This is a genomic window from Mesorhizobium sp. M7A.F.Ca.ET.027.03.2.1, assembly GCF_003999175.1.
Classification (GTDB): domain Bacteria; phylum Pseudomonadota; class Alphaproteobacteria; order Rhizobiales; family Rhizobiaceae; genus Mesorhizobium.
On the sequence record NZ_RZOM01000759.1, the window covers coordinates 1 to 3071 of the forward strand.

Genomic DNA, 3071 nt, shown 5'->3' on the forward strand with positions numbered 1-3071 from the left:
AAGCCGGCCAGCGCGTCTTCGGCGAGAACCGTGTGCAGGAGGCGCAAGCCAAATGGCCTGATCTGAAGGAAGCTTTTCCTGGCATCGAACTGCATCTGATCGGCCCGCTGCAATCCAACAAGGCTCGGGAAGCGGTGGCGCTGTTCGACGTCATCGAGACGGTCGATCGCGAGAAGATCGCCGCCGAACTCGCCAAAGAGATCGCCAAACAGGGCCGCGCGCCAAAACTCTATGTCCAGGTCAACACCGGCTCCGAGCCGCAGAAGGCCGGCATCGAGCCTCGCGACGCCGTCGCTTTCGTCACCCGCTGCCGCGACGTGCATGGCCTCGCCATCGAGGGCCTGATGTGCATCCCGCCGGCCGACGAGAATCCCGGCCCGCACTTCGCGCTGTTGGAAAAGCTCGGCAAGGAAGCCAACGTCGCCAAACTTTCGATGGGCATGTCCGGCGATTATGAGACCGCGGTCGCCTTCGGCGCCACCAGCGTCCGCGTCGGTTCGGCGATCTTCGGCAGCCGATAGTTCCGATGCACAGACCGGTCTCTAGTCGCTAAATTCCAACATATTCGATTGGCTGCAGGCCACCACACCTTCGTCATCCTAGGGCGGAGCGACGCGAAGCGGAGCGCAGACCCTAGGATCCATGCCGTGCCGACAAGGAAAATGCAGCGGTGCAGAATTCTGTTCCGCTGCATTCTTCGGCAGATGTCGCGGCATGGATCCTCGGGTCTGCGCTGCGTCGCTGCGCTCCTTGCTCCGCCCGTGGATGACGGCGAGAGAGATGTTTAGGCCAATCCCCGATGGTTTGCGATCTGCCGCCGAAAGAGGCTATAGATTCTCGCTGCCAATAGCTTCCAACCCATGTCGAGGAACTGGCGAACACATCTGTTCGAGCGGAAACCCTGCCTTGAACTGGCATCTTAAGGACGCGAAGAACAATCTGTCGAAACTCGTACGGCAGGCGCGGGAACAAGGGCCACAAACCATCACGGTGCGCGGAAAGCCAACTGCTGTCGTACTCTCCCCCGAGGACTACGACCGACTGGTCGGCGCAACACCTTCGCTTGCGGAATATCTTCTCTCAGGTCCCGTGTGGGATGACGACTTCGTCGAGGAGGTCAATCGCCGCCCGAAGACGAAGATCCGAGTTATAGACTTATAATCCGCATACTCATGCGAACCTCGTTCGGTGAATGCAGCGGGCGCTTTTCTGATGGCGGCATTAGCTGCGGTGAGGGGTTATAGGCCAACTCGGCGGGCTCGTTGAGCCAGCAATTGGAAACGAAACGTACCGTTCCTATTTGCTTTGCGTCATCACAAACTCTCTGGAGCCGCCACCATGCGTTACAACCAGCTTGGAAATACGGGGATGTTCGTCTCCGAACTGTGCCTCGGCACCATGACCTTCGGCGCCGCCGGTCAGAATGCCCAATGGGGCCTGATCGCCAGCCTCGACCAGAAGGGCGTCAATGAGATCGTCGCCCATTCGCTCGCCGCCGGCGTCAATTTTTTCGACACCGCCGACGTCTACTCCTTCGGCGAATCCGAGCGCCTGCTTGGCCAATCGCTCAGGGATCTCAAGGTCAACAGGCAGAATGTGGTCATCGCCACCAAGGCGCATGGCGCCATGGGCGACGGCCCGAACCAGCGCGGCTCGTCACGCGGCCACATCATGGACTCGGTCGATGCCAGCCTGAAGCGGCTGCAACTCGACCATATCGATCTCTATCAACTGCACGGCACCGACACCGTGACGCCGATTGACGAAACGCTGCGGGCGCTCGACGATCTCGTTGCCAGCGGCAAGGTTCGCTATGTCGGCGTCTCCAACTGGGCGGCATGGCGCATCGCCAAGGCGCTCGGCATCGCCGAGCGCAAGGGCTTTGCCCGTTTCGAGACCGTGCAATCTTACTATTCGATCGCCGGCCGCGATCTCGAGCGCGAGATCGTACCCTTGCTCAATGAGGAGAAGCTCGGCCTGATGGTGTGGTCGCCGATGGCCGGTGGCCTGCTCTCCGGCAAGTACGGCCCCGGTGCACCCGGCAATGGCGAAGGCCGCCGCGCGTCCTTCAACTTCCCGCCGGTCAACGAAGACCGCGCCTGGGCGGCCGTTGGCGTCATGCGCGAAATCGCCAAAAAGCATGATGTCAGCGTCGCCACGGTGGCGCTCGGCTATGTCCTGGCCAAGCCCTTCGTGATGAGCGCCATCATCGGCGCCAGCCGCATGGAGCAGCTGGAGCAGAACCTTGCAGCGACTGAAGTGAAGCTCGACAGCGACGATCTGCTTCGTCTCGACGAGGTCAGCGCCCTGCCGTCCGAATATCCCGGCTGGATGCTGGAGCGCCAGGCAGCGGGCCGCCGCCCGGCGCCGTTCACGCCGAAAGCATAAATATAGCCCACGCTGACATCCCGGGAGCCCGTGGCTCCCGGGATGTCAGCTCAGCCGAACGCTCTCGCCCAGAAAATCGAGGAAGGCGCGCACCCGCGCCGGCAGATGCCGGCCCTGGCCGACATAGACGGCGTGGGTGGGCTCCTCGTCGCCCGGATTGAATGCCTCCAGCAGCGACACCAGCCTGCCGGCAGCGATGTCGGCGGCGATATGCCAGCGGGCCAGCCGGGCGATGCCCGCGCCGGCCAGCGCCATCAGCCGCATCGCCTCGCCATCGCTGACCAGCGCGTTGCCGGTGATCGGAACCATGATGGCGCGGCCGTCCGCGTCGAGGAACGGCCAGCCATCGAGATGCCTGACGAACCCGAAGCCCATGCGGTTGTGCCCGTCGAGATCCGCTGGCGTCAGCGGCGTGCCGTGCGCCTCCAGATAGGAAGGTGCTGCAACTACGACCACCGGGCTTTGCCCGAGCTTGCGCGCCACCAGCCGTGACTCACTCAGCGGCCCGGCACGTATGGCGACATCGGCGCGTTCCGCCATCAGGTCGATGACGCTGTCGGTCAGCACCAGATCGACTGAGATCTCGGGGTAGCGTTCGAGGAACCGAGGCAGAAGCGGGATCAGCCGGTGCACCCCGAAGGGCACGTAGCTGTTGACGCGCAAGCGCCCGCGCGGTGAAGCAC

Annotated in this window: 4 protein-coding genes; 3 read left to right on the top strand and 1 reads right to left on the bottom strand. The window is 63.1% G+C overall.

Annotated features, from left to right (window positions below; all coding sequences use genetic code 11):
- The 3 genes from EN750_RS26305 to EN750_RS26315 form a co-directional block, all read left to right on the top strand.
- A partial coding sequence (locus tag EN750_RS26305) for a YggS family pyridoxal phosphate-dependent enzyme (protein ID WP_127398329.1) occupies positions 1–521 on the top strand: 521 nt, incomplete at its 5' end.
- Positions 522–906: 385 nt separating this feature from the next.
- Complete coding sequence (locus tag EN750_RS26310; RefSeq protein WP_127380713.1) at positions 907–1161, top strand: type II toxin-antitoxin system Phd/YefM family antitoxin; 255 nt, start codon at positions 907–909, stop codon at positions 1159–1161.
- Positions 1162–1338: 177 nt separating this feature from the next.
- Positions 1339–2388, top strand: a complete 1050-nt coding sequence (locus EN750_RS26315; protein ID WP_127398331.1) for an aldo/keto reductase — start codon at positions 1339–1341, stop codon at positions 2386–2388.
- A 45-nt stretch (positions 2389–2433) separates the two neighbouring features.
- On the opposite strand, the gene EN750_RS26320 is transcribed toward EN750_RS26315, so the two are convergent.
- Positions 2434–3071, bottom strand: a 638-nt coding sequence (locus EN750_RS26320; RefSeq protein ID WP_127398333.1) for a LysR substrate-binding domain-containing protein, incomplete at its 5' end; no start/stop codon positions are given.